The organism is Streptomyces sp. NPDC007095 (assembly GCF_040634475.1).
Lineage (GTDB): Bacteria > Actinomycetota > Actinomycetes > Streptomycetales > Streptomycetaceae > Streptomyces.
In genome coordinates, this window is sequence record NZ_JBEYFS010000028.1 from 1 (window position 1) to 25,585 (window position 25,585).

Sequence of the window (25,585 nt, forward strand, 5' to 3'; positions counted from 1 at the left end):
GGGTCGTGACGCGGGTTGCCCGGTTCCGGAGTGACCAGTGCGATGTACATCTCGTCGTCACTGATGGGCGTCAGGACGGCCTTCACGCAGGCGAGCTGCGCGGTCACGGCAGTCTCTCGGGGCCGCCGCCTGGCTCGGCGCCGCCCATGTCCAGCCGGACTGGCGGATAGGTGTCCGTCATCAGGGCGGCGTAGGCGGCGACCCTCAGCACCCGCCGGTTGAGCCCCAGGATCAAGTCGAACAGGTCCTTCGGGTACTTCTCCGTGCCGTGCGCCGACTTGGGCCGATGGCCAGCGCGGCCCTGAAGGGGTGCCGCCACGAGGGCCGATGGGGGACTGCCCGGGGCCGTCGGTCCCGGACGGTCGTGCCCGGACAGTCGTGCCCGGAGGGACGAGGAGCCTGTGGGAGAGAGATCCCCCGGCACCCTGGATGCTGTGGTCCACGCGACGGCAGTGGACCACAGCAGGCCCGGTCAGGTCGGGGGAACCACGCCGGAGCACCTCACGCCGGGACCACCGCGCCCTCGCTCTCGTCCGGCCGGGCCTCCGCGCGGCCGTAGTAGGCCGTGCGCATGACGTCCTGCATGTCGTCGAGCATGGGCATCCGCGGGTTGGCGGGCGCGCACTGGTCCTCGTAGGCGTTCAGGGCCTGCTGCGGCAGGGCGTCGAGGAAAACGCGTTCGTCGACGCCGAGGGACTGGAACGACGGCTCGATGCCGACGGCGTCGCGCAGGCGTTCCACGGCTCCGGCGAGGGACTCCACGCCCTCGGCCGGAGTGGAGGCGGGCAGGCCGAGGGTGCGGGCGATGTCCTGGAAGCGCTCGGGGGCGCGGTAGCTCTCGTACTTGGGCCAGCCCGTCAGCTTCGTCGGGACGGTGCCGTTGTAGCGGATGACGTGCGGCAGCAGGACAGCGTTGGTGCGCCCGTGCGCGATGTGGAAGGTGGCGCCGAGGGTGTGGGACATGGCGTGGACGATGCCGAGGAAGGCGTTGCCGAAGGCCATGCCCGCGATGGTGCCGGCGTTGTGCATCTTCTCCCGCGCGTCCGGCCGTCCGTCGCGGTCGTTGACCGCGGGCTCGATGTTGTCGAAGATCAGCCGGATCGCGTGCAGCCAGGCGTGAAGCCGCGCATCCGGCGGCCCGTATGAGAGCGGCACTGCGGGGGATCGGCGCCGCTCCACCGGCAGCGTCTCTCGGACATCGCTCCGCTACCCAGGTCCCCTCGGTCCCCGGCGGGCGTCTGAAAGGCCCTGGATGCCCGGGCCAGGCGGCCCCACAGGTCGTCACGACCGGTCAGCAGATTCGGTGTTGGTCCCAGCAGGCGTCGGCGAGGGGATGTGGTCGGGCGTGGCCCAAGCCGTGCGGAACTACGTCAGGTTCTCGGTGATTGTTGGTGTGCGGCCGGCGCCGCCGGCCCCACTTCGGGCTGCCCTGCTTGCGGACACTGATGGACCGCAAGGATCCGGATGTTGCCTGCATCGTCCGAGAGAGGGAGAGCAAGGCGCTCTCTGCCGGGCTGCTGTGACAAACGGCCCGCCTCGGCTTCGGAGGTCAGGGTTTGAGCAGCCAGGGGTGGGTGATCCTGTCTGAGGGGTGCGGCTCGGGCGGACGAGCATCCTCGATGCGGAACGTCAGGCTGTTCACGACGCCGACCACTGCGTCCACTCGCCACGTCAGTCGGATGGCGAGCGGGATGTCGGTGCGACGCTCAAGCTGCCCTTCCAGGACGACCATGCCGTCGTGGACCGTGACGATCACGGCGTGGGGCGGTAGACACATGGCGCGCGTCAGGACGTCGTCGATCACGTTCCGGCGGATTTCCTCGTCCGTCCGCAGGAAGACCCGCAGCAGGTCTCGCCGGGTGGCGATGCCGATCAGCCGGTCTTCCTCGTCCACCACGGGAAGGCGGTCGACGTGGTGGCGTTCCATCACGCGGGCGGCGTCCGCGACGAGCTGTTCGGGGTGCACCGTGATTGCGGGCGTCGACATCAGTGCTTCGGCGGTCGTGGCCCGGGCCGCAATGGCCGCGTGACGGGTGGAGCGGTGCAGCGCGGACTTGCGGAACCGCGGTCCGCGGCCGGGTGCGGACGGGGCTGCCCGGCGGCGTATCAGGTCGGTCCCGGAGATCACGCCCAGGACCTTGTCGTCGTGGTCCACCACGGGCAGGCCGCTGATGCCGTGCCGGTCCAGCAGTCGCGCCACGTCCTTGAGCGACGTCTCCCGGCGCGCTTCGACGACCTCACTGGTCATCACCTCACCGACGATGCGGCTCATCACGCCAACTCCCTTCCACGTCCGCCGTCCGCAAGAGGAGGGCGATGGATGCTGCTGTGCCGGGACGCCCGCCGGCGTGAAGTCGTGTGGGGCACGGCGTCCGCGATGGCATCGGGGCCGGAGCGCACGGGCTCTGTCGGCCAAGCGGCCGCTGCTGTCCCTTCGGACCGTCCCGGTGAGCCGGCCCCTGATGCCTTCTCAGCGTCCCGCACGACAGCCGGCCGGGGGAGGGCCGACCGTCCTGAGACCGGGGGACCGAATGCCCTCGGCGGGGGACCGAATGCCCTCGGCGTGATGGGCCCGTTCGGGACGCGGCCACACCCTGTGCCCGTGCCTCGGCCCGCCTGCGAACGCGTCGCCGGACTGCCGGACGATCGCGCCGTCCGGCGCGGCCGACCGGGTCCGCAGCCGGATCACTTTCTCGCGCCACGGCTTGTGCCCGCGCCGACCAGATCCTTGTTCGGCAGCGACAGCCTGACCGCGAGCGGCGGGTCCCGGTCGAGCAGGATGGACGACATGAAGTTGGACTTCGACGGCCACGGCAGCCCTTCGCGCCCGGGCGGGAGCGCCCCTCGGCAGCCCGTCGTCCGCCTTCCCCACGAGCGGGTCCGGTTCGCCCGGACGCGCAGCTCGCAGGACCGGGTCGCCGACGCGATCACCTCGTTCGCGGGCACGATGCGTTTCGTCTACCTGCACGCCATCTGGTTCACGATATGGATCGCGCTGAACGAGGGCCTCCTGGGGAAGGCGGGGATCTTCGATCCGTATCCTTTCGGGCTGCTCACCATGATCGTCAGCCTGGAGGCGATCTTCCTGTCCACGTTCGTCATGGTCAGCCAGAACCGCCAGGCGGCGCGGGAGAACGTACGCGCCGATCTGGACTTCGAGACCAACCTGCGCTCCGAGGTGTGGTCGGTCCATATCGGCAAAATGCTCGGCCTGGACCCGCAGGAGATCGAGCAGCACGTCCAGGAGATCATCGCGCAGAGCAAAGCGGGCATCGACGGCACGCCGATCAACCCCACATACCTCTGATCCCCCGCACCGACGACACAGGTGGCTTCCTTTTCGACGGGCAGGCGGGGCGGTGATGCCGCCGGCCCGACGGCTTGTTCACCGAATGCGCGTCTGGGGTGCCGCGCTGACGTGCCGTCCAGCGTCAATGTGTATCGCTCATCAGGTGATTCTGCAGGTGATGCTGCAGGTGAGGAATCGGTGTGCGGGTGGCGGGGGTACCGTCGGCAGCCCGCCGCACGGACTGCGCTGCTCCGGCAAGGGGGCCACGATCCTGCGCCTGCCCGCTGGCGACGACGAGTTCGCCCAGGAGGCGCATGCGGCTCCCCGGCGGTCCCCCCCACCACGGACATACGGGCGGGCTTGCCCAGGCGGCCGCCCATCACGGTGGCTGCGGGGAGAGCGTGCGCAGCCTTTCGGATCAGTACACGTTCTTCCGTGACGGCGGTGCGCTCGGCCCTCCGCGGTGAGCAAGGTGACACCAGGGACGCTGAAGAGCAGACCGAGCGCTGTCATCGTGGCGGCCTGCCCGGCGGAGGCGCCGGGGACGTGCCGTAGCCATGCGCTGATCGCCATGGCTGCGACGGCCGGACCGACGAGTGCCGACCAGCCCGACAGCGCCAGGGCAATCTTGCGGGCCCCCGCGCTGCCGTGGCGGGCCCCCGCGCTGCCGTGGCGGACCCCGGCAAAGGCGCTGGCGCGGGCGCCGTTCTCGTGGGGGGACGGGGAACCCCTCGTGGATACGGTCAAGGCGCCCGTGCCTGACTTAATGATCACTCCGGGGGCGTGGGCGGAGGAGGGGCTGTCGGACCTGGCTTGGGGACGACAGGGGTCTTGCGCGGCGTGTTCTGCCGGGGTGGGGTGGAGGCCGGCGTCGTGACTGGTCGCGTTCGGGACTCCGCAGGACCGCTGGCTCCCGTCGGGAGGACACTGGGATCAGCCTGCCGGGGCAGACCGACCGTCACTGTGGTGTGCGGTGTCAGGCCGTGCACCCACCTGCTCAGTGGGGTACCTGATGGTGGGGGCCCGGCACGCCGGGAGCATGCGAGGAGGCCGGCATGGGTTTGCGAAAGCTCGACGAGAAGACGGTGGCCATGCTGGTGGCCGAGGCCACCGCGGCCCCGTCCATGCACAACGCGCAGCCGTGGCGCTTCCGCTACGTCGCCGACGAGCGTGTCATGTCGCTGCGTGCCGACCCCGAGCGGGCCATGCCCCGGTCCGATCCCGGCAACCGGGCGCTGCACATCGGCTGCGGGGCGGCGCTGTTCAACCTGCGCGTCGCCGCCGCGCACGCGGGCCTCGTTCCGGAGACAAGGCTGCTGCCCGAGCCGCAGGACCCGCTGCTGCTTGCAGCCGTTCATTTTGCCGACCCGGCCGGGAGCTCGCGGGACGACGACCTGGCGCGGCTCCATCCCGCGATCCGGCAGCGGCACACCAGCCGCCACCCCTTCGCCGAGAAGGGCATCCCCGAGGACATGCGGGCCACCTTGCAGGACGCGGCGGCGCGGGAGGAAGCCGAGCTGCTCTTCCCTGGCCCCTGGCATGCCGAGACCCTGCTCGACCTGGTGCGCGACGCCGAGAGCCGCGACGTCATGGATCCTGACGCAAGCGAGGACCTGGTCCGTTGGACCCGGCTCGGGCCGGAGGCGGACACCGCCGTCGACGGCGTCCCTGAGTACGCCTTCGGACCGCGCAAACGGGACGGCAAGGCTCCCGTGCGGGACTTCGCCGGGCGCCGTGCCGTGGCCGACCGTGGCACCACCACCTTCGAGCACACCCCCCACCTGGCCCTGCTGAGCACCCGCGGCGACGGACCCGCCGACTGGCTGTGCGCCGGGCAGGCGCTGGAACGCGTCCTGCTGGAGGCCACCCTTGCCGACCTGGCGACCTCACTGACCTCCCACGCCCTGGAGAACCGCGAGCTGCGCCTGCTGGCCCGCGACCCGGAATCGGGCACCGGCCAGGTGCAGATGGTGCTGCGTATCGGCTACGGCCCGAGGGGCCCGGCCACACCCCGCCGCCCCGTAAGGGACGTCCTCGAGATCGCGTGAGCGGCTGAGGGGCGGCCTGCCGGACGGGGCACTCCCGGCCGGAAACGTTCGGCGGCGTGTTTGGCCCCCCGTCACTGGAGAGTCGTACGAAAACCAGGCTGACACCCTGATGCGGATGGGTCGGCAGAGCCGTCCGGGCAGGCGCCGCCCGGTGACCGGGCCGACGGCCCCGGCGTGCAGAGTGTCCGGCCCGATGTGAACCGAGGGCCACCGCGAAGGCCGATGGCGGATCCCCGCCACCGACCCGACCCGACCCGGACACGGTGGTGAGACCCGTCCCCCTCTGCACACCCCCGTTGCTGAGGAGATCCAAGCTTCCGTACGAGTCGGCCGCCGTCGTCCGCGCCGCCCTGCCCGCCGTCGGCGGGGCCCTGGACGAACTCGTCGACGTACACGACGGCATCGTCACGGTCCGCCTCGGCGGCGCCTGCCACGGCTGACCCGCATCCTGGTTCACGATGCAACCGGCGCCCGGGGCGCCGGCTGCGGCGACGCCACCCCGGTCTGCGAGAAGTCCGCAACGCCGCCTCACCGGTCAGCCTGTTCGGCCGGCCGTACGACTCTGGCGGGGCGTCCGCCTGACCGCGCCGACGTGGCCGCATGCCCCTGCGCCCCTGGCCTTGCAGACAATCGCAAGGTCAGGGGCGCAGGGGTTCTGGGCACTACAGGCAGCGCGGAGGTCTTGTCATGCGGCCCCGGGGCCGTGGTCGGCCTCACCGGCCCACCGGGCGGCGAGTTCACCGGCGAGCCGGGCCGCACCGGCCACCGCCTCGGGGCCGCCGCCCGCACGGCCCGCCGCATACCCGACCAGGAAGGTCGTCAGAGGGGCGGCGGGCCGGGCGACGCCGTGCGCGGCATTCCCCGCGAGGGCGAGGAGCAGGGCCCGGTCGACTTCGAGATCGATGCGCAGGTCGGCCTGCACAGCGGCCGTCCATTCCTGCAGTACGTCGTCCATGATCTTCTTTCTTTCGTCCGCGTGACCAGCGAGTGGGTGGTGCGGCGTGCGGTGGCCGGCTACAGCAGGCTGCTCCAGTAAGGCCAGAAGCGGGTGAGGACGAGGAGTGCGATCACCCCGTACCAGGCGGCGAGCAGCATCCAGTGCGTGTCCCGGACGACCGCCGGCACACCCCGGGGCACGGGGACGATTCCCCGGTCCAGGCAGTGCAGGGTCAGGTACCAGAACAGGGCGATGGTGACGGCCCAGACGACGGCGCAGTAGGGGCAGATCTTGTTGAGTTCGTAGAGGGACTGCCCGATCAGCCAGTGCACGAACACCACCGCCGCCAGCGCCCCGGCGTCCAGCGCGAGCCACAGCCGACGGTGCAGGCGCGCCCCGGAGAGCACGGCGATGCCCAAGGCGGTCACGGCGGCGAAGGCACCCAGTCCCAGCAGCATGTTGGGGAAGCCGAACAGGCTGCCCTGCGGGCTGGACATGACGCTGCCGCAACTCACGACGGGGCTGATGTTGCACGGCGGTTGGTAGGAGGGGTCGCGCAGGAGCCGCCAGTCGTCCACGGTGAGCTGGAAGGCGGCGAGCCAGCCGACGATCCCGGTGACGAGCATGACCAGGCCCGTTCGGCGGCTCGCTCCGACGACGTGCTCGCGCCGGGCGGTCGCGGCGTCCGGCGTGAGCATGGGCCGGTGTCTCATGCGGCTCGGCGCGAGCCGGAGGCAGACCGGGGCCGGGCCCCCGCCGTCGGTGTGGCCCGTCGCCGGTAGACCAGGTACGGGCGGGCCAGGTAACCGATCGGGGCGCTCCACACGTGTACCAGCCGGGTGAACGGCCAGGCCGCGAAGAGCAGGCAGGCGGTCAGGGCGTGCAGCTGGAACAGCAGCGGGGCGCCGACGATCGCCTCGGGCTGCGGCTGGAGGACGAACAGGCCCCGGAACCAGACAGAGATGGTGGAGCGATAGTCGTAGCCGGCGCCGAACACGTTGTGCGCGGCGGTGGCGGTGATGCCGAGCAGGACGGTGGCGGACAGCAGTGGGAAGAGCAGTTTGTCGCTGCGGTCAGTGCCCAGCCGGATCGATCGTGTCAGCAGGCGGCGGGCGCACAGCATGCCGAGCCCGGTGACCATGGCGACGCCCGCCACGGAGCCCGCCCAGACGGCCGTGGTGTGGTACGCCTGCTCGGAGATGCCCACGGCCTCGGTCCACGAGGCGGGAACGGCGAGGCCCACCACATGCCCGGCGATCACCATGAAGGCACCCAGGTGGAACAGCGGGCTGGCGAAGCGCAGCCACCGGTGTTCGAGGAGCTGGCTGGTGCGGGAGGTCCAGCCGAACTGGTCCTGCCGGTAGCGCCAGACGTGCCCGGCGACGAACACCGCGAGACAGATGTAGGGGACGGCGACCCACAGGAGGAGGTCTGCGCCGCTCGTGGACGCGGCCGCCAGGGGCGTGGGTACGTCGTTCATCGGGGGCCTTCCGTACGGCTGGCCGGAGCGGGTGGCACACGGGTCGGCCGGGCGGGCTGCGGCGGCACGAAGGTGTCCGGAGGTGCGAACTCCCCGTCCCCGTAGGTCCCGTAGGGGTCGAGGCCGACCTCCTCGTTCGGCGGGCCCTCGGCGACGAGCTGGGCCACCGCCGCGCGGTCCGCCTCGGTGGGCGGCGGCAGCAGGGTGAGCAACGCGGCCAGTACGTGCCGGTACGGGGAGTCGGCGTCGGTGAGTGCCCGGTGGATCAGCTCCAGGCCGCGGCGGTGCTGACGCAACGGGGCCTCGCCACCACCCGGGCCTACGAGGGCGGCGAACTCCAGCACGACCGGGAGGTGGTCGGGCAGTTCACCCCCGTCGGTGTCCCAGCCCGAGGCTCGGTACCGCTGGTTCAAGGTGAGCAGGGCCATGCCCCGGCGGCGGGTGTCACCGTGCAGGTAGTAGGTGAGGTACAGGCTGCTCTTGCGTCGCAGGTCGAACATCTCGACGTAGTGCCGCTCAAGAGCCTCTGTCTCCTGGTCGGTGAGCCAGGCGGTGAAGGCGGCCAGGTGCTCGGCGGCGGGCGAGGGCGGAAGCGCCTCGACGGTGGCCGTCAGCGTCGGCCGGGCGGCGGTGAGTTCGGCGTCCGGGTACTGCAGCAGTAGCGAACACAGCCGCAGCAGCAGAGTACGTGCCTCAGCCTCCTCAGGCGTGAGCCGGGCCGGGCGGCGTACGGCCGCCCGGACGCGGGTGCGGACGAGGGCGGACATGGTGGCGGGCAGCGGGCTCACGGACGGCCTCCGGCGGGAGCTTCGGGCGCACGGCGGCGCAGGGTGGGGATGCCGAGCATCACTCGTCGGGCACCGGCGTCCGCCGGGTCGCCGGACGACTCGACCGGGCAGCGGTTCTCCATCGCGGTCAGCGCGGCGGCGTCCTCCTTGTGCGCGGCGGGGACGACGTACCGGTCCTGGTACTTGGCGACGGCGAGCAGCCGGTGCAGGTCCTCCGCCTCCCGCGCGGTGAGGCCGACGGCCTTGAGCACGGCCTCGTCGCCGGCTTCACCGAGGGTGCGCTCGCGCATGTACGAGCGCAGTGCGGTGAGTTTCATCAGCACCCCGGCGACGACGTCGGTGTCCCCGGCGGTGAACAGCTCCGCCAGGTACTCCAGCGGGATGCGCAGCCGGGTGACGGCGGCGAAGACGTGGTCGGGGTCGTCCTGGTTGCCGCCCGCCGTGTCGACGGCGTCCAGTACGGGGGAGAGCGGCGGGACGTACCAGACCATGGGCAGCGTGCGGTACTCCGGGTGCAGCGGCAGCGCCACCTTGTAGCGCATGACCAGGTCGTACACGGGGGAGCGGCGAGTGGCGTCCAGCCAGTCCTCGGGGATGCCGGCCTCCCGTGCGGCCGCGATGACTTCGGGGTCGCGCGGGTCGAGGAACACACCTCGCTGGGCGTCGAGCAGATCCTTCTCGTCCGGTGTGGCCGCGGCTTCGCCGACGCGGTCGGCGTCGTACAGCAGCAGCCCGAGGTAGCGCAGCCGGCCCACGCAGGTCTCGGAGCAGACGGTGGGCTGCCCGGCCTCGATGCGCGGGAAGCAGAAGGTGCACTTCTCGGCCTTGCCGGTGGCGTGGTTGACGTACACCTTCTTGTACGGGCATGCCGTGACGCACATCCGCCAGCCGCGGCAGCGGTCCTGGTCGACCAGGACGATGCCGTCCTCGACGCGCTTGTACATCGCGCCGGACGGACAGGCGGAGACGCAGGCCGGGTTGAGGCAGTGCTCGCACAGGCGGGGGAGGTGGAAGAGGAAGGTCTGCTCGAACTCGAACTTGACCTTCTCCGCCCATTCCCCGGTGAGGTTGGGGTCGCCGCCGGCGTTCTCGGGCGCGCCGCCCAGGCCGTCCTCCCAGTTGGCGCCCCAGGTGATGGCGGTGGGCTTTCCGGTGAGGACCGAGCGGGGTCGCGCGACCGGGATGTCCTGGCCGGCCGGGGCGCTGACCAGGTTGTCGTAGTCGTAGGTGACCGGCTCGTAGTAGTCCTCGATGGCGGGCAGGTCGGGGTTGGAGAACAGCGAAAGGAGTCGCTTGATCCGGCCGCCGGAGCGCAGGACGAGACGCCCGCGCTTGTCGAGCATCCAGCCGCCCTTCCAGTGCTCCTGGTCCTCGTAGCGGCGCGGGTAGCCGACGCCGGGCTTGGTCTCGACGTTGTTGAACCAGGCGTATTCGACGCCGGTGCGGTTGGTCCACGTCTGCTTGCAGGTGACCGAGCAGGTGTGGCAGCCGATGCACTTGTCGAGGTTCATCACCATCGCGATCTGTGCCATGACGCGCATGTCAGTACTCCACTTGCTGGCTGCGGCGGCGGATGACGGTGACCTCGTCGCGCTGGTTGCCGGTCGGGCCGTAGTAGTTGAAGGCGTAGGTGAACTGGGCGTAGCCGCCCGCGAGATGCGTCGGTTTGAGCAGCAGCCTGGTCAAGGAGTTGTGGATGCCACCGCGCCTGCCACTGATCTCGGTCTTCGGGACGTTCACGTTGCGGTCCTGGGCGTGGTACATGTACACCGTGCCCTCGGGCATCCGGTGCGTGACCACGGCGCGGGCCGCGACGACGCCGTTGCGGTTGTACGCCTCGATCCACTCGTTGTCCTTGACTCCGATCTTCTCGGCGTCGGCGGTGGACATCCAGATCACCGGGCCACCGCGGGACAGCGCCAGCATGTGCGCGTTGTCCTGGTAGTTCGAGTGGATGGACCACTTGGAGTGCGGGGTCAGGTAGCGGACAGTGACCTCCGCCCGGTCGGTCTCGTGCAGCTGCTCGTCGCCGTAGTGCCGGGGCGTGTTCAACGGGGGCCGGTAGACGGGCAGTTGCTCGCCGAGTTCGGTCATCCAGTCGTGCTGGACGAAGAAGTGCTGGCGGCCGGTGAGCGTGTGCCAGGGCTTCTTGTGCTCGGTGTTGATGACGAACGGCGAGTAGCGCCGGCCCCCGGTCTCGCTGCCCGACCACTCGTACGACGTCATCACCGCGCGGGGCTGGGTGCGCGTGTCGGCGAAGGTGATCCGCTCCGCCTCGCGCTCGGTGGCGAGTTCCACCAGGCCCTCGCTGCCGGTCTGCCGCTCCAGTTCCCGGAAGCCCTCCGTGGCCAGGCGCCCGTTCGTGGTACCGGACAGGGCCAGGATCGCCTCGCACATGTCGGAGGCGGTGGCGAGCGAGGGCCGCCCGGCGGCGATTCCGTCCCGGACCGCCCCGCAGCGGTGCCGCAGTTCGTCCAGCTCCTGGTTCGGGTGGACGGTGACGCCCTTGGTGGTGGTGCCCAGGGTGTCCAGCAGCGGGCCGACGGCGCGCATCTTCTGCGCGGTCGCGGCGTAGTCCCGTTCGATGACGACTATCTTCGGCATGGTCCGCCCCGGGATCGGCTCGCACTCGCCGGACTTCCAGTCCCGTACGACTCCGCCCGGCTGGGCGAGTTCGTCGGGGGTGTCGTGCAGCAGCGGCACCGCGAGGACGTCGGTGCGGGTGCCGAGGTGCTCGGCGGCCAGTTCGCTGAACTTGTCGGCGATGGTCAGGAAGGTGTCGTAGTCGGTTCGGGCCTGCCAGGGCGGCGCGATGGCCGGGGTGAAGGCGTGCACGAAGGGGTGCATGTCCGTGCTGGACAGGTCGTCCTTCTCGTACCAGGTCGCGGCCGGCATGACGACGTCGGAGAGCAGGCTGGTGGAGGTCATCCGGAAGTCCATGGTGACCAGCAGATCGAGCTTGCCCTCAGGGGCCTCCTCCCGCCACACCACCTCCTTCGGGCGCCCCTCGGGCGGGGTCTCCTCGGCACGGACCGCTGCGTCCGTGCCCAGGAGGTGGCGCAGGAAGTACTCGTTGCCCTTGCCGGAGGAACCGAGCAGGTTGGCCCGCCACACGGTGAGCACGCGCGGGAAGTTGGCCGGGTCGTCGGGGTCCTCGGCGGCGAACCGCAGCCGCCCGGACTTGAGTTCGTCGACGATGTGCTCGGCGACCGGCCGGCCCGCCTGTGCCGCCTCGTCCGTCAGGTCGAGGGGGTTGCGGTCGAAGCCGGGGTGACCGGGCGTCCAGCCCAGCCGCACGGCCTGCGCCAGGCAGTCGGCGAACGCCTTGCCCTGGAACCGCCCGTCCCCGAGCGGGGAGGCCAGCTCGTCGGGTCCGAACGCCTCGTAGCGCCACTGGTCGGAGTTCAGGTACCAGTACGAGGTGCCCGCCATGTGCCGGGTGGGCCGCTGCCAGTCGAAGGCGAACGCGAGATGCTGCAGGCCGGTGAGCGGGCGGACCTTCTCCTGACCGACGTAGTGCGCCCAGCCACCGCCGTTGACGCCCTGGCAGCCGGTCATGGTCGTCAGCGCGAGGAAGGCGCGGTAGATGGTGTCGGAGTGGAACCAGTGGTTGGTGCCCGCACCGAGGGCGATCATCGAGCGGCCGTTGGTGCGCTCGGCGTTGCGGGCGAACTCGCGGGCGATGCGCGCCGCCTGCTCGGCGGGGACGGAGGTGATGGTCTCCTGCCAGGCGGGTGTGTACGGCTCGGCCGCGTCGTCGTACGAGGTGGGCCAGGTGCCCGGCAGGCCGGGGCGCGCGACGCCGTACTGCGCCAGCATCAGGTCGAAGACCGTGGTGATGAGGCGCCCGCCGATCCGGCGTACGGGCACCCCGCGCACCATGACCGAGCCGCCCTCCGTGCTGCCCTCGTCGAAGCGGGGAAGGGCGACGGCGGCGGTCTCCTCGGCCCGCTCGAAGAGGCTCAACTCGGGCACGATGTCGCCCAGGTCGAGGTTCCAGCGGCCTTGACCGGCTTCCCCCCAGCGGAAGCCGAGCGAGCCGTTCGGCACGACTGGTTCACCGGTGGCCGAGTCGAGGAGAACGGTCTTGGACTCGGCGTGTTCCGTGTCGTGTCCGAGGTCGGCGGCGGTCAGGAATCCGTCCGGGACGAGACCGTGGTCGTGCTCGCGCAGGGCCACCAGGAACGGGGCGTCGGTGAACTTGCGCAGGTAGTCGTGAAAGTAGGGCACTTCCCGGTCGATCAGGAACTCGCGCAGGATCACGTGGCCCATGGCCATCGCCAGCGCCCCGTCGGTGCCGGGGTGCGGGGCCAGCCACTCGTCGGCGTGCTTGACGTTGTCGGCGTAGTCGGGGCTGACCGCGACGACCTTGGTGCCGTTGTAGCGGGTCTCGGTCAGGAAGTGCGCGTCGGGCGTGCGGGTCACGGGGATGTTGGAGCCCCACATGATCAGATAGCCCGCGTTCCACCAGTCGGCCGCCTCCGGCACATCGGTCTGGTCGCCGAAGACCTGCGGCGAGGCGATCGGCAGATCCGCGTACCAGTCGTAGAACGACAGCAGCGTGCCGCCGATCAGCGACATGAACCGGGCGCCGGCTGCGAAGGACGCCATCGACATGGCCGGGATCGGGGAGAAGCCGGCGACTCGGTCGGGGCCGTACGCCTTGACGGTGTGCACGTGTGCGGCCGCGACCAGCTCGCTCACCTCGTCCCAGTCGGCGCGTACCAGGCCGCCCTTGCCTCGGGCCCGCTTGTACGCCCGCGCCTTCGCCGGGTCGGAGGTGATCTCGGCCCAGGCGGCCACCGGGTCGCCGAGCCGCTTTCGGGCCTCGCGCCACAGCTTCAGCAACGCTCCGCGCACATACGGGTAGCGGACCCGGCTGGGCGAGTAGGTGTACCAGGAGAACGACGCCCCGCGCGGGCAGCCGCGCGGCTCGTACTCGGGGCAGTCCGTGCCGATCGACGGGTAGTCGGTGGCCTGGTGCTCCCAGGTGATGATCCCGTCCTTGACGTACACCATCCACGAGCAGGAGCCGGTGCAGTTGACCCCGTGTGTGGAGCGCACCACCTTGTCGTGCGCCCAGCGGTCCCGGTAGAAGCCCTCCCACTTGGCGTCGCCCGTGCCGAAGACAGCGCGTCCGTCGGCGGACACCTCGCGGCGGGTGAGCAGTCGCCGGGCCGCGAGCGGCCAGGTCTGAGCGCCGCGCGACTCGCGCTGTCGTTCGTTCTGATCGTTCTCCATGGCTGGGAACGCTAGGAGGGGCGGACCCTGGTGCACCTGGGGCCGGCGGTCCCTGCCGGATGACCGTCCGGCCCAGTCCGGGCGGTCGTGATAGGGACCAATGGTCCCGGTACCGGGGGGCCGGTCGGCGGGGGAGCCGGGTGAGGCCGGCGTTGCATGCTGGGCATTGACCGAACCGCAGATGCCCATCTGTACGACCGCATTCCGTGCCTGCCAGGCGGCCAAATCCCCCGTCCCTGGCTGCCGCAGGCGCAGCGCGTACGGCGCGTGGCGCCCGGTTCGGTCGAGCGACCGGCCGCACACCGCGGCCGGACGCGGCATCCGCCCCCGGAGTCGGCACCCGGAATGCCATCCCCGCCCGCCTCGGCCGGCCGCGCCGGCCCCAACAGCTGGAGAGACCGTCATGAGCGTGCTCACCTTCGCCTCGGACCCCCAGGACGCCACGGCCCTTGAAGGCGCCGGGGCGCACCACGCCCGCCTGGCCGGGGAGCTGGCCGGACGGGTGAAGATGCTGCTCACCGCCATGGAACGCGACCCGAGCGCCGCCGAGAAGATCCACGCCGGACTCGTGGCCTTCTGCGACCGCTCGCTGCTGCCGCATGCCGCAGCCGAGGAAGCCGCGCTCTACCCCGCAGCCCACAGCATGCCCGAGGCTCGCCTGCTCATCGAGAGCCTGATCGGCGAACACCGCTGCCTCACCTCGCTCGTCGACGCCCTGCGCACCGCACCCAGCCCCGTGGGCGCGGCGGCCGACGCGCGGGCCCTGCAGGTGCTCTTCGAAGAACACGTGGCCAAGGAGAACGGCCTTGTGCTGCCGTTGCTCGCCATGACGCCCGAGGTCTCTTTGGCGGAGCTGCTCGCGGACATGCACCACCGGCTCGCCGACGAAACGCCCGCCAAGGGCGCCTACGGAACCCAGGACACCGAGGAAGGACAGGACGTGCAGGAAGAACAGACCGAGGAGACCGGCGGCTGGGGTGGAGTATGCGGCTGCGGCGGTGCGGAGGAGACGGCCGAGCCCGAGCTGGATGTGCGGGAGGTTCCGCATGCCCTGCGCCATGCCACGGTCTTCGGCGCGCTGGACGCCGTCCCGGCCGGCACCGCGATGGTGCTGGTTGCCCCGCGCGACCCGCTGCCGCTGCTCGCGCAGATCGAACAGCGCAGCCCCGGGGTCTTCTCGGTGGAGTACCTGGAACGCGGCCCGGAAGCCTGGCGGCTCCGGCTCAGCCACAGCTGACGCGGCGCTCCCACAAGACCTTCGGCCGTCGCGCCGACCACGGCCGCCGGTGGATGCTGACGGCGACCGAACCGGAGGTATCCCGTGCACGACCACCATGTCGACCGCCATCGAGGCCGATTCCACCGCTGTCGCTCGCGGTGGGTGCCGCGCACGGTCCGGTCCGGTCACCGTCCGGCCGCCCGCCTCGTCTGCCCTGACTCAAGGGCGGCCGGACGCAGCCCCAAGGCGCTGGGAAGGGCCGTGCGATGAGCGCCACAGCCCATGCCATCCGCCGCCAGCGGCACGACGCGGCCGACCGGTAGAGCCCGAAGAGGCCATCCGCTCTCGTCGGATCGGGGGGGCTGCGACGCGTGCCCCGATGCCCACTGCCGCGTCCGCGGCGGGTCCTCTCTGCGTCGTCCGGCTCGTCATTCGAGGCCGCATGGCCCGCTGTGAGGGGCCGGTCAACCCTCCCCCCCCGAGCGAGATGGCGGCGGAGGGTTGACGGATACAGGGGGAGAGCTTGCGAAGGAGCCGAGATGCAGACCCGGGAAGTCGACGCCACAGCCGTTCAGGCCCTGCTGGCCGCGGCGGTGGCGGCACCGTCGATCCACAACACACAGCCCTGGCGGTTCCGCCTGGACCCTGACAGCCGGTCGATCGAGGTCCGTGTCGACCAGGAACGAGCGTTGCCGAGGGCCGACCCGAAGCGGCGTGCCCAGTACCTGTCGGTGGGTGCGGCCGTCTTCAACCTCCGCTTGGCCGCTGTGCATCTGGGCTGGAACCCCGTCGTGCGGCTGTTCCCCGCCACGGACGATCCCGGCCCGCTGGCCACGGTGCAACTGACGGCAGGGCCCGTCGCCGACGGGCAGCCGTCCCTGGACGGTCTGTATGAGGCCATCGAGCGGCGCCACACGAGCCGGATGCCCTTCACCGGCCGCCCGGTGCCGGACCCGATCGTGACCGAGATGATCAGCGCGGCCCGTGCCGAGGGCGCGCACCTGGATGTTCCCGACATCATGACAACCCGGCACCTGCTGCGCCTGACGCAGGCGGCCGAGGCCCGCAACGCCGACCACCCGGACCGCACGGCTGAGACACGCACCTGGATCACAGCCCCGGGAGCGGACACTTCCTACGGCATTCCCCTGACAGCTCTGGGACCGCGGGACGCGTCCGGGCGGATGCCGGTGCGGGACTTCACCGGTGAGCTGCCCGCGCCACGCCTTCCCGCCCTGCGCTTCGAACGCCACGCCCAGGCAGCCCTGTTGTGGACCGCGCGCGACCGACGGGAGGACTGGCTGAGGGCGGGCCAGGCCCTGGAACGCGTGCTGCTCACGGCGACCCGGCACGGGGTGCGCACCTCGATGCTGCACCAGGCGATGGAGTGGCCGGACCTGCGGGCGGAGACGGCCGGATCGAGGCAGCGGTGCTGCCCGCAACTGCTGATCCGCTTCGGATACGGCCCGGACGGCGGCAGGACGCCCCGCGCGTCTGCACACCTGCCTGGTTCCGTCGCGGGGCCGGGGCCGGAGGCCCTCATATGAGGACCGAGCCGGCGGACTGACTCCGTGCCGTCGGCTCGCGGCCGTCGGCTCGCGCCTTGTCCGCGCGGCAGGCGTCGGAAGCCCAGCCGTCGCGGCTGGCTGCGCGCCTCACTGCGTGCAGTGCGCTCCCCTGAGCTCGCGCCCGGTGACCATCTTGGACTCGATCCGTACGAACACCGCGTCCTGCAAGGGCATCCAGGAACTGAAGTCGGCCCGCGCCAGCCGCTCGTGCTCGGCGGGGTCGGTTACCACGGTGGCCCGTCCGGTGACGACCACGCTCCAGCCGGACCGGGTTGCCGCGTCGAACTCGTCCGCCTCGAAGGCGACCACGACGCCGTCGATGGTGCCGGCAAGGTCCGAGTCCGGCGAGGTGCACAGCAGGACGGAGTCGTCCGTGTCCAGGGAGAAGTTGATCGGGAGGACCGCGGGCAGTGCCTGCCGGGTGTACACCACGCGGCCGACAGGCACCTTGGTCAGCAGGCGCAGGCACTCCTGCCGGTCGAGTGCGCGAAAGGCGTCGTTCTGGGACATCGGTCCATCGTCCATGGAGGAGCCGCGAGGGGATAGGGCCGACCGGCCCTCCCTGAGGCATCCCGACGGGAGCGCCGGCCGTGGCCGCTGTTTCGCGGAGGCCGCGCCGGCAACTCGGTGCACGGGGTGGTGGGAGTGGGGAAGGACGGCCGGACCCGACAGGGCCTGTGTGTCCGTCGGTAGGGACTCATGGCCCATCCCGTCGACGAATCCGGATGCGGACAGTGGTCACGGGATGCCGTTGGGCAGGCAAGGGGCCTGCTGTGCGCGTGCGATCCCGGTGGCGCCGTACCACCACGCAGAGGAAAGGGACGGACAACATGGTCCAGCCGTTGAAGTCGAAGAGTGGGAGCTCGCCGTCGGGTGCTCCGGTGTCCGGCCGGGCATGGCTGATGCTGGCCCTGGCCACGGTCGGATTCGCTGTGAACTTCTGGGCGTGGGCGCTGCTGAGTCCCTTGGGCCCGCGGTTCAAGGACGGCCTCGACCTGTCGTCGTTCGAGCAGTCGCTGCTGGTGGCGGTGCCGGTCGTGGTCGGTTCCCTGTGCCGGATCCCGGTGGGTGCGCTGACCGACCGGTTCGGTGGGCGGGTCATGTTCCCGATCGTGTCGGCGGCCACCATCGTTCCGGTGCTGTACCTCGGCCTGGCCGGGCACTCCTCCCTCGCCGCACTGCTGGCCGGCGGGTTCTTCCTCGGCATCGGCGGCACCGCCTTCGCCGTCGGCGTGCCCTTCGTCAACGCCTGGTTCCCGCCCGAGCGGCGGGGTCTTGCCATCGGCGTCTTCGGTGCCGGCATGGGCGGCACCGCGATCAGCGCCCTGACCACCGTGAAGCTGGTCGACGCGAACAGCATGGCGACTCCGTTCCTGATCACCGCCGCGGTCCTGGCCGTGTATGCCGTGGCCGCCGCGCTGCTGCTGCGCGACGCACCCGGGCGCACCGTACCGACCGAGCCGCTGGCCCGCCGCCTGGCCGCGACCACCCGGCTCAGCATCACCTGGCAGGCGTCCGCGCTGTACGCGGTGGCCTTCGGCGGCTACGTCGCCTTCTCCGTCTACCTGCCCACCTACCTCAAGACCGGTTACGGCCTGACCCAGGCGGACGCCGCGAACCGCATGGCCGGGTTCGTGCTGCTGGCGGTCGCGATGCGTCCGATCGGCGGCTGGCTGTCGGACCGCGTGGGCCCGGTCCGGGTGCTGGCCGGCTCGCTGGCCGCGGTCGTTGCCGGCGCGGTGGTGCAGTCGTTCACTCCGGCCCTGGCGCCGGTGGGCACCGTCGCCTTTTTGGCCATGGCCGCCGCGCTCGGCGCGGGCAGCGGGGCGACTTTCGCCCTGGTGGCCCTGCTGACCCCGGCGAACCAGGTCGGGTCGGTCACCGGCGTGGTCGGCGCCGCGGGCGGCCTGGGCGGCTTCCTGCCGCCGCTGGTGATGGGCTCGCTGTACGGCGAGTACGGCTCGTACGCAATCGGTCTCGTCCTGCTCGCGATCGTTGCCGCCGCGGCGCTGGCCTTCGCCCTCACCGGTGTCCGCGCCGCAGCTGAAGGCGGCAAGCGGAAGCCGCGCACCGGCGGTCGGCGCGGGCACCGCACCGCCGGCACCACCGCGTGAGGGCGAGCGGACAGACCAACGGGAACGAAGGACAGGGAGAAGACCGGTGTGCGAGTACTGCGGCTGCCAGTCCCTGGCGTCGATCGACGAGCTGACCCGTTCTCCGCCGACACCCTCGCAGCGGCCGGTCCGGGCACGGGCGGCCCGTTCGCCGGGAAGACCACGGCGGATGTCATCGCGCAGTCGGCGCGGATGGGCTGGATGCCGTCGTATCCGATGGATGCCGTCGTATCCGACCTTCGACCGCAACCCGCTGGACCTGGCCGACGAGGCCGTCATCGCGGGCCGCCCGGTCGCCGAGCACATGGGGGACGAACTGAAGGCCGGGCGGCTGCGGTTCGCGGGCGAGGATCCGGACGCACCCGAGAACTTCCCACGGGTGCTGACCATCTGGCGGGCCAATCTGCTGGGTTCCTCGACCAAGGGCAACGAGTACTTCCTCAAACACCTGCTCGGCACCGACCACGCGGTCCGGGCGAGCGAGGCCCCGTCGGACGCCCGTCCGCGGGATGTGGTGTGGCGGGAGAAGGCCCCCGAGGGCAAGCTCGACCTCCTGCTCACGCTGGACTTTCGCATGACCAGCACCACGGTCTTCTCCGACGTGGTGTTGGCGGCCGCCACCTGGTACGAGAAACACGACCTGTCCAGCACGGACATGCACCCCTTCGTGCACGCCTTCAACCCGGCCATCGCCCCGCCCTGGCAGACCCGTACCGACTGGGACGCCTTCCACACCCTCGCCAAGGAGTTCAGCCGCCAGGCCGCCGGCCATCTCGGCGTACGAAGGGATGTGGTCGCCGCGGCGCTGCTGCACGACACCCCCGACGAACTGGCCAACCCGCGGGGGAAGGTGCGGGACTGGAGGGCGGGGGAGTGCGAACCGGTGCCCGGCACGCGTACTGGCGGCAACAGCAGTCCGCCCATGCCGCCCGCCGGGAGCCGTACGCCTACGCCCGCCCTCTTCCGAGCGGAGGCCGGGCGACCAGGCTTGCGCTAGCCGAGCGGGATGGGCCCAGGCAGAAGGCGCTCTGCACTCAGCGCCACGTGACCGCAGCCGACTTCCCCGGTTTCCTCGCCGAGGCCACCGAGCCGCTGTTCGCGACGCCTTCCTCAGCACCCTCGGTGCCCCAAAGTGGGGTTCAGGCTTCGGCCTGTACAGGGAGGGGCACCGTCCATTCCACGATGGTGCCGGTGGGATCGTTCGGCTTGAGAGTGAAGCTGCCCCCGAGATCGGTGGCGCGCTGTCGGAGGTTGTCCAGGCCGCTGCGGCGGTCGACGGCCGGGTCGATGCCGGTTCCGTTGTCGCCGACGCGCAGTTGGAGCCGGCTGCCGTCGGTCTCGGCAGTGACCTCGACGGCGGTGGCGTGTGCGTGCCGGGCAGCGTTCGACAGCGTCTCGCGCAACACCGCCAGCAGGTGCTCGGCATGGCTGGCGGGTACGTCGGTGTCCAGCAGGCCGGTCATGCGCAGGGCGGGAGCGAAACCGAGTACGGCGGCGGCCTGGTCGGTCTCGGCCAGCAGCTTCGAGCGCAGCCCGCCGCGCCCGTCGGTGCGGTCGCGCTCGCGCAGTGCGTAGATCGTGCCTCGCACGGTCTTGATGGTGTCGTCGAGGTCGTCGACGACCCGCTGGACCCGCTCGGCCACCTCGGGCCGGTCGGACACCCGGCCGAGCACCGAGTTCAGGGTCAGTCCCGAGGCGAACAGCCGCTGGATAGCCAGGTCGTGCAGGTCGCGGGCGATGCGGTCGCGGTCGGTCAGGACCAGCAGGTGATCGGCCTCGCGCCGGTGCTCGGCGATCTCCAGGGCCAGCGCGGCTTGGTCGGCGAAGCTGCTGATCATGGCCATGGTGGTGTCCGAGAACTCCGTGCCGCCGAGCAGGTTGGCGACCTGCAGGACCCCGCGCACGTGCTCACCACCGCCCAGGGGGAGCAGGAATCCGGGCCCCAGGCCGATCTGCGCCGCGGAGCCGCCCCCGGCCTGCGGCTCGTCGGACAGCGCACTGCTGGTGATCCGCTCGTTGGAGTGGTAGACCTTCGCGGCCAGCGTGGTAGACGGCAGTACCAGCCCATGCACCTGCTCGGCCCCTCCACCGTCGGCGGCCTCGATCACCAACTCGTCGCCGCCGTCGAACGGCACCGCCAGCGTCACCAGATCCGCCCTGGACAGAGTCCTGACGGTCGAGGCAACCTGGTGCAGCACCTGGTCCGGGTCGGTGCCCGACAGCAGGCTGCGGGTCAGTTCGCTGCTTGCCGCCAGCCACTGCTCCCTGCGACGGGTGTCCTCGTACAGGCGGGCGTTGTCGATCGCGACGCCGGCCGCGGCAGCGAGCGTGCGCAGAACCGCCTCGTCATCCTCGTCGAACTCCGCCTCGCCCCGCTTGTCGGTCAGATACAGGTTTCCGAAGACCTGGTCGCGCACACGCACCGGCGCCCCCATGAAGGTGGTCATCGGTGGATGCCCGGCGGGGAAGCCCACCGAATCGGGATGGCGGCCCAGGTCGGCGAGCCGCAGCGGCTCCGGCTCGCGGATCAGCAGCCCCAGGATGCCCTGGCCCTCGGGATAGTGGCCGATCGCGCGGATGGTGTTCTCGTCCATGCCGACCGTGATGAACTGCCGGATCTTCCCTTCCTCGCCCAGCACGCCCAGGGCCCCGTACTGGGCGTCCACCAGGGTGACCGCGGACTCGGTGATCCGCCGCAGCACCACGTCGAGGTCCAGATCGGAGCCGATGGCGAGGACCGCGTCCAGCAGTGTGTGCACCCGGTCCCGGGTCGCGCGGACCTGTGCCACCTGTGCCTGCAGGCCCTCCAGCAGCTCGTCCAGCCGCAACTGGGGCGCCGCGGGGCCGCCCTTCCACCCCTGTGCCGGACTCTCCGCCATTCCCGCTCCCTCCGGAAAAGGTGCCGCTGGCACCTCCTCATCATGCCCGAACGGCCCTGTCAGCACGCGAACGCATGTGTTACACACGGCCGTCCCCGCAGCCACGATCCTATGGTCCTCCGACGCCTGTGACCGAGGCGCACCGTCGCCCCGCCCAGCACCCCGGCCGGGCACCGCCCGCTCTTGTGGCGCGGGTGCCGTTCGGCCGCTGGTCGGAGACGAACGGCCCCTGGGCGGGCGGCGCGACCGCACACACCCCGGGGACATGGACGCAGGGAGCATTCCGGCGACTGGCTCAGCCACTGCGGTACGCCGCCCGCGGCGGGCGAACCGCATCGTGCCGGCGCTGCTGCGATCGCGGTGGCACGCGGTGCCACCCGGACTGTGCGCACTGTCCTTCCCGGGGTGTCGCACGGGGCGCCCTGTCATCCTGCCCGTGCAGTGCGCGCGCGAGGGCCACCAGCTCGCGGGCCGCGCCGCCGCAAACAGTGGTGGCGGAACTTCGCCCAGCCTCATCAGGCTGACGTGCTGGTCGACGGGGTGGCCTACGAGGGCGTGGGCCGCCTGGTACCGGCGGGTCATCCCGGTCGTGCCGCAGCGGCCGCGCTGCGCATGGATGCGGTTTTCGAAGTGCGCGGAGGGCCGACGGCGCCCCGTGTGGTGCCGGACCGGCGAGTGGTGGGGCTGTGTGCGCCATCGCTGCCGTGCTGTCGACGGTGATCGGGCAGTGCCGCACGGCGCCTGGCCGGTGTGCTCGCCGACGTGGGCGGCGCTGGGGCGAGAGCCTCCGTGGAATCGGCACCGGCGCGGCCCTGCGGGACCGTCCGGTGCGTGTGGTGCCGAGCCGGTGGAGTCAGACGCTCGTGCCGGGTGTGGTGAGCGAGGCGAGGGCGGCGTCGAGGCGGCGGGCGGCCTCCTCGGCGACCGGGCGGAGGGCGTCGAGTCCGGTGAGGGTGACCATGGTGTTCGGGTCGAGGGCCTGTACGGCGGTGTGGTCGCCGTCGCGGCGGACGACGACGTTGCAGGGCAGCAGCAGGCCGATGGTGCGGTCCGCCTCCAGGGCGCGGTGGGCGAGGGGCGGGTTGCAGGCGCCGAGGATGACGTAGTCCTCCATGTCGTGGTCGAGCTTCGCCTTGAGGGTGGCGGTGACGTCGATCTCGGTGAGGATGCCGAAGCCCTGCTCGGCGAGGGCCTCGCGGACGCGGCTGACGGCGGTGGCGAAGTCGGTGTCGAGGTGCACGGTGCGGTCGTAGCGCATGGCGGTGGTCCTTCTGGTCGGTTCGCGCGGCGCGGGACGGGTGTCCTGCCGTGCCGGAGTTGCTCGTGAGGCGTTTCCGAGGGCCTTCCCCGTCCCTGAAAATACCCCCTGGGGTACTCATGCTACCGTCGTAGATATACCCCCAGGGGTAATTATTCGCTGGAAGGGAGTACCTCGTGTTCTTCGTCGACACGATCGAGGTGTCAGGGCTCGGCAACCGGAGCTACCTCGCGGGCGGTGAGCGGACGGCGGTGGCGGTCGACCCGCCCCGTGACGTGGACCAGGTGATCGCGGCGGCGGCCCGGCGCGGGGTGCGGATCTCGCAGGTCGTCGAGACGCACGTCCACAACGACTACGTCACCGGCGGCCTGGAGCTCGCCCGGCTCACCGGCGCCGCCTACCTCGTTCCCGCCGGGGCCCGAGTCTCCTTCGCGCGCGTGCCGGTGCACGACGGCGACCGCACGGAGATCGACACCGAGGCCGGCCTGACCCTGCGCGCGCTCGCGACACCCGGCCACACTCCGCACCACACCTCCTACGCGCTGGAGGAGAACGGCACGGCGGTCGCGGTGTTCACCGGCGGCTCGCTGCTGATCGGCACCGTCGGCCGCCCCGACCTCGTGGAGCCGCGGCTCACGGAACACCTGGCCCGGGCCCAGCACGCCTCCGCACACCGGCTGGCCGCCGAACTGCCCGACGACACGGCCGTGTTGCCCACGCACGGCTTCGGCAGCTTCTGCTCCTCCTCCCAGGCGGAGGGCAGTGACACGACCATCGGCAAGGAGAAGGCGTCCAACGAAGCCCTCACCCGGAACGTGGACGACTTCGTCGCCGACCTGCTGGCCGGCCTGGATGACATCCCCGCCTACTACACGCACATGGGCCCGGCCAACGCAGCCGGACCCGCGCCCGTCGACCTGACCCCGCCGGCCGTCGCCGAAGCCGAGGAGATAGCCGCCCGGCTGGCGGCGGGGGAGTGGGTGGTGGACCTGCGCAACCGTGTCGCCTTCGCCGCGGGGCATGTGTCCGGCTCCTTCAACTTTGAGGTCGAAGGGCAGCTCGCCACGTATCTGGCCTGGCTGATCCCGTGGGGCAAGCCGGTGACGCTGCTTGCCGAATCGCCCGAGCAACTCGCCTCAGCCCAGCGCGAGTTGGTCCGCGTGGGTATCGACCGCCCCGCGGCGGCGGCCACCGGCGACCCCGGCGGCTGGATGCCGGAGGGCGATGCACCGGCTTCCTTCCGCCGTGCGACATTCGCCGACCTCGCGGGTCGGCACCCGGCGGAGGGCGTCGTCGTTCTCGACGTCCGGCGTGGCTCCGAGCGAGCGGGCGGGTACATCGAGGGCTCGGTCCACATCCCGGTCCACGCCCTGCACAGCCGCCTCGACGAGGTCTCCGCCGGCGAGGTGTGGGTGCACTGCGCGGGCGGCATGCGCGCCGCCATCGCCGCCTCCCTGCTGGACGCGGCCGGTCGCGAGGTCGTCGCCGTGGACGACTCCTTCGACGCGGCCGAGAAGGCCGGGCTCACCGTGCGGACCCCCTGACGGCGCCGGACGCCGCACCGGCCCTGCCGATCTTCCGTACCGATATGGGAAACAGGAGCGAGAAACCGAGATGAGCATTTTCCGACGGGGTCAGGGCGGCCCGGGCCGCGTGACCGTGCAGGAGGCAGCCGCGTGCACCGGCCACGGCAACGCCGCCGACAGCGGAGGCGACGCCGTGCTGCTCGACATCCGCGAACCCTACGAATGGCAGGCGGGGCACGCCCCCCGAGCCGTACACCTTTCCCTCTCGGCACTGGCCGCCGGGGCCGGGCTGCCCGCTGAGGCGCAGGCACGGCCCCTGGTCGTGATCTGCCGCTCGGGCAACCGCTCCCTGCAGGCCGCCGAACTGCTGGCCGCCTGGGGCGCGGAGGCCGTGGACGTGATCGGCGGCATGCGGGACTGGGCCGAGGCGGGGCTGCCGGTGGTGGACCCGCACGGCGGGAACGGCATCGTCGCGTGAGCACTCTCATACTGGCCCTGACCGCTGGTGCGGTCATCGGTCTTGCGCTCGGCGCGCTCGGCGGCGGCGGCAGCGTGCTGGCCGTCCCCGCCCTGATCTACCTGCTCGGTTTCACCCCGGTCGCGGCCACCACCGCGAGCCTGGTCATCGTGGCCGTCACCTCGGCCACCGCGATGTCCGCGCACGCCCGCGACGGGAACGTCCGCTGGCGGACGGGGCTGCTGTTCGCGGCGGCCGGGATCGGCCCGGCGATGCTCGGCGGCGCGCTCGCCGGACGTATCCCGGCCGCGGCGCTGACGGCGGCCTTCGCGGTGGTGGCGGGAGCGGCCGCACTCCGTATGCTGCGGACCCGTCAGCACGCGGACACCATCGTGCCGGTACGGTCGGGCCGGGCCGCGGCCGCGGGTGCCGGGCTGGGCGCGGTCACCGGCGTTCTCGGCGTCGGCGGCGGCTTCCTCGCCGTACCGGCGCTGGTGAGTGTGCTCGGCATGCGGATGCGGAACGCGGTGGGTACCAGCCTGCTGGTCATCACCGTCAACTCCCTGGCCGCGCTGGCGGCTCGCGCCGGTACGGTCGACGGACTCGACTGGTCGGTCGTCGGCCCCTTCGCCGGGGCCGCGATCCTCGGCGCCTGGGACGGGAAACGGCTGGCCACGAAGGTCTCCGGGGGTACGCTGCAGCGGATCTTCGCCCTGGTGCTGCTGGCCGTGGCCGCCTTCATGCTGATCGACGCGGCGGCGTGATGCGCCGAACCCCCGAG

The 25,585-nt window shown here is 71.6% G+C and carries 18 protein-coding genes and 4 pseudogenes; 10 read left to right on the forward strand and 12 right to left on the reverse strand.

Going from position 1 to position 25,585, the window contains the following annotated elements:
- Positions 1 to 103: 103 nt before the first annotated feature.
- From ABZ656_RS12335 to ABZ656_RS12345, 3 genes and pseudogenes are all read right to left on the reverse strand, one after another.
- Positions 104 to 265: pseudogene (locus tag ABZ656_RS12335) on the reverse strand (DUF4389 domain-containing protein); the annotation flags it as partial.
- 236 nt (positions 266 to 501) lie between these two features.
- Positions 502 to 1,110: pseudogene (locus ABZ656_RS12340) on the reverse strand (iron-containing alcohol dehydrogenase); the annotation flags it as partial.
- Between the two features lie 439 nt (positions 1,111 to 1,549).
- Positions 1,550 to 2,272: a CBS domain-containing protein gene (locus ABZ656_RS12345; protein ID WP_101402273.1), complete on the reverse strand. Its 723-nt coding sequence runs from the start codon at positions 2,270 to 2,272 to the stop codon at positions 1,550 to 1,552.
- A gap of 516 nt (positions 2,273 to 2,788) precedes the next feature.
- Here ABZ656_RS12345 and ABZ656_RS12350 point away from each other — a divergent pair.
- The 3 genes from ABZ656_RS12350 (at position 2,789) to ABZ656_RS12360 (ending at position 5,777) form a co-directional block, all read left to right on the forward strand.
- Positions 2,789 to 3,307 carry a DUF1003 domain-containing protein gene (locus tag ABZ656_RS12350; RefSeq protein ID WP_101403952.1) on the forward strand — a complete coding sequence of 173 codons (519 nt, stop codon included), beginning with the start codon at positions 2,789 to 2,791 and terminating at the stop codon, positions 3,305 to 3,307.
- 1,037 nt (positions 3,308 to 4,344) lie between these two features.
- Positions 4,345 to 5,337 (forward strand): nitroreductase, encoded by a 993-nt coding sequence (locus ABZ656_RS12355; protein WP_360267180.1) that lies wholly within the window; start codon positions 4,345 to 4,347, stop codon positions 5,335 to 5,337.
- 296 nt (positions 5,338 to 5,633) lie between these two features.
- Positions 5,634 to 5,777 carry a hypothetical protein gene (locus tag ABZ656_RS12360; RefSeq protein WP_360267183.1) on the forward strand — a complete coding sequence of 48 codons (144 nt, stop codon included), beginning with the start codon at positions 5,634 to 5,636 and terminating at the stop codon, positions 5,775 to 5,777.
- Positions 5,778 to 6,022: 245 nt separating this feature from the next.
- Here ABZ656_RS12360 and ABZ656_RS12365 read toward each other — a convergent pair.
- The 6 genes and pseudogenes from ABZ656_RS12365 to ABZ656_RS12390 all read right to left on the reverse strand — a co-directional run.
- Positions 6,023 to 6,283: pseudogene (locus ABZ656_RS12365) on the reverse strand (DUF6457 domain-containing protein); the annotation flags it as partial.
- A gap of 68 nt (positions 6,284 to 6,351) precedes the next feature.
- Complete coding sequence (locus ABZ656_RS12370) at positions 6,352 to 6,972, reverse strand: vitamin K epoxide reductase family protein (RefSeq protein ID WP_360267186.1); 621 nt, start codon at positions 6,970 to 6,972, stop codon at positions 6,352 to 6,354.
- 11 nt (positions 6,973 to 6,983) lie between these two features.
- Entirely contained in the window at positions 6,984 to 7,754 is a 771-nt protein-coding gene (gene narI / locus ABZ656_RS12375) for a respiratory nitrate reductase subunit gamma (protein ID WP_360267189.1), read from the reverse strand.
- On the reverse strand, positions 7,751 to 8,542 hold the full coding sequence (gene narJ, locus ABZ656_RS12380; protein ID WP_360267192.1) for a nitrate reductase molybdenum cofactor assembly chaperone: 792 nt from the start codon (positions 8,540 to 8,542) through the stop codon (positions 7,751 to 7,753). The genes narI and narJ overlap by 4 nt, the downstream gene beginning before the upstream one ends.
- Positions 8,539 to 10,083 (reverse strand): nitrate reductase subunit beta, encoded by a 1,545-nt coding sequence (gene narH, locus ABZ656_RS12385; protein WP_360267195.1) that lies wholly within the window; start codon positions 10,081 to 10,083, stop codon positions 8,539 to 8,541. Before narH ends, narJ begins: the two co-directional genes overlap by 4 nt.
- Before the next feature lies 1 nt (position 10,084).
- Positions 10,085 to 13,783: a nitrate reductase subunit alpha gene (locus ABZ656_RS12390; RefSeq protein WP_360267198.1), complete on the reverse strand. Its 3,699-nt coding sequence runs from the start codon at positions 13,781 to 13,783 to the stop codon at positions 10,085 to 10,087.
- Positions 13,784 to 14,186: 403 nt separating this feature from the next.
- Between ABZ656_RS12390 and ABZ656_RS12395 the strand changes: the two genes are divergently transcribed.
- Positions 14,187 to 15,020, forward strand: a complete 834-nt coding sequence (locus tag ABZ656_RS12395) for a DUF2249 domain-containing protein (RefSeq protein ID WP_360267201.1) — start codon at positions 14,187 to 14,189, stop codon at positions 15,018 to 15,020.
- Positions 15,021 to 15,541: 521 nt separating this feature from the next.
- Entirely contained in the window at positions 15,542 to 16,549 is a 1,008-nt protein-coding gene (locus tag ABZ656_RS12400; protein ID WP_360267204.1) for a nitroreductase family protein, read from the forward strand.
- Positions 16,550 to 16,657: 108 nt separating this feature from the next.
- On the opposite strand, the gene ABZ656_RS12405 is transcribed toward ABZ656_RS12400, so the two are convergent.
- Complete coding sequence (locus ABZ656_RS12405; RefSeq protein WP_101402282.1) at positions 16,658 to 17,080, reverse strand: pyridoxamine 5'-phosphate oxidase family protein; 423 nt, start codon at positions 17,078 to 17,080, stop codon at positions 16,658 to 16,660.
- A 320-nt stretch (positions 17,081 to 17,400) separates the two neighbouring features.
- Between ABZ656_RS12405 and ABZ656_RS12410 the strand changes: the two genes are divergently transcribed.
- Both ABZ656_RS12410 and ABZ656_RS12415 read left to right on the forward strand, forming a co-directional pair.
- Positions 17,401 to 18,684: an MFS transporter gene (locus tag ABZ656_RS12410; protein WP_360267208.1), complete on the forward strand. Its 1,284-nt coding sequence runs from the start codon at positions 17,401 to 17,403 to the stop codon at positions 18,682 to 18,684.
- Positions 18,685 to 18,825: 141 nt separating this feature from the next.
- Positions 18,826 to 19,576, forward strand: a pseudogene (locus tag ABZ656_RS12415) (molybdopterin-dependent oxidoreductase); the annotation flags it as partial.
- Positions 19,577 to 19,823: 247 nt separating this feature from the next.
- On the opposite strand, the gene ABZ656_RS12420 reads toward ABZ656_RS12415, so the two are convergent.
- Both ABZ656_RS12420 and ABZ656_RS12425 read right to left on the reverse strand, forming a co-directional pair.
- Positions 19,824 to 21,563 (reverse strand): GAF domain-containing sensor histidine kinase, encoded by a 1,740-nt coding sequence (locus ABZ656_RS12420; protein WP_360267211.1) that lies wholly within the window; start codon positions 21,561 to 21,563, stop codon positions 19,824 to 19,826.
- An 853-nt stretch (positions 21,564 to 22,416) separates the two neighbouring features.
- Positions 22,417 to 22,821, reverse strand: coding sequence for a DUF302 domain-containing protein (locus tag ABZ656_RS12425; protein WP_101402284.1), 405 nt, complete (start codon positions 22,819 to 22,821; stop codon positions 22,417 to 22,419).
- A gap of 176 nt (positions 22,822 to 22,997) precedes the next feature.
- Between ABZ656_RS12425 and ABZ656_RS12430 the strand changes: the two genes are divergently transcribed.
- The 3 genes from ABZ656_RS12430 (at position 22,998) to ABZ656_RS12440 (ending at position 25,568) form a co-directional block, all read left to right on the forward strand.
- Positions 22,998 to 24,365, forward strand: coding sequence for an MBL fold metallo-hydrolase (locus tag ABZ656_RS12430; RefSeq protein WP_101402285.1), 1,368 nt, complete (start codon positions 22,998 to 23,000; stop codon positions 24,363 to 24,365).
- A 70-nt stretch (positions 24,366 to 24,435) separates the two neighbouring features.
- Positions 24,436 to 24,825: a rhodanese-like domain-containing protein gene (locus ABZ656_RS12435; protein WP_101402286.1), complete on the forward strand. Its 390-nt coding sequence runs from the start codon at positions 24,436 to 24,438 to the stop codon at positions 24,823 to 24,825.
- Entirely contained in the window at positions 24,822 to 25,568 is a 747-nt protein-coding gene (locus ABZ656_RS12440) for a sulfite exporter TauE/SafE family protein (RefSeq protein ID WP_101402287.1), read from the forward strand. Before ABZ656_RS12435 ends, ABZ656_RS12440 begins: the two co-directional genes overlap by 4 nt.
- The last annotated feature ends 17 nt before the right edge of the window (positions 25,569 to 25,585 follow it).